Origin of the sequence: Delftia sp. ZNC0008 (genome assembly GCF_000799035.1) — a bacterium.
GTDB classification, from domain to species: domain Bacteria; phylum Pseudomonadota; class Gammaproteobacteria; order Burkholderiales; family Burkholderiaceae_C; genus Comamonas; species Comamonas tsuruhatensis.
On record NZ_JTKZ01000328.1, the window covers coordinates 1 to 452 of the forward strand.

At 72.8% G+C, this 452-nt stretch carries 1 pseudogene; it reads left to right on the forward strand.

From position 1 onward, the window contains the following. A pseudogene (locus tag L995_RS10955) lies at positions 1 to 452 on the forward strand (hypothetical protein); the annotation flags it as partial.

The following is a 452-nucleotide window of genomic DNA, read 5'->3' on the forward strand; positions in this document are numbered from 1 at the left end:
CTGGCAGCCATCTGCGCCGGGGCGCTGGTCTGGTTGACGGGCTGGCTGATCGCCGGGCGGCAGCCTGTGCAGGTGTCCTGGTGGACCGGATCGGCCCTGGCCGGCCTGGGCGCCTTCCTCGCCCTGCTGCTGGGCGGCCCCGACACGGCGGGCTGGATGGCCTGGCGCGACCAGCTGCGCGGCTACGAGGCCGTGCCGCTGCGCATCACGCTGGCCGAAGCGCCCACGGCGCAGCGCGAGCAGGCCCTGGCCGAACTGCTGCAGCCCTTGCTGGAGCAGGGCAGTCGTGCCGTCCGCCATCGCCAGTCCACGCGCTTCGGCAACTCGGTAGAGCACGCCGTGGTGCCCGCCCGCTGGCGCATCGAGGGCACTCTGCTAGAGGTCATGCTGGCCGAGAAACCACCCGCGCCCCTGCTCAGCGCCCATGTCGCTTTGCTGGAGCAGTTACGCGG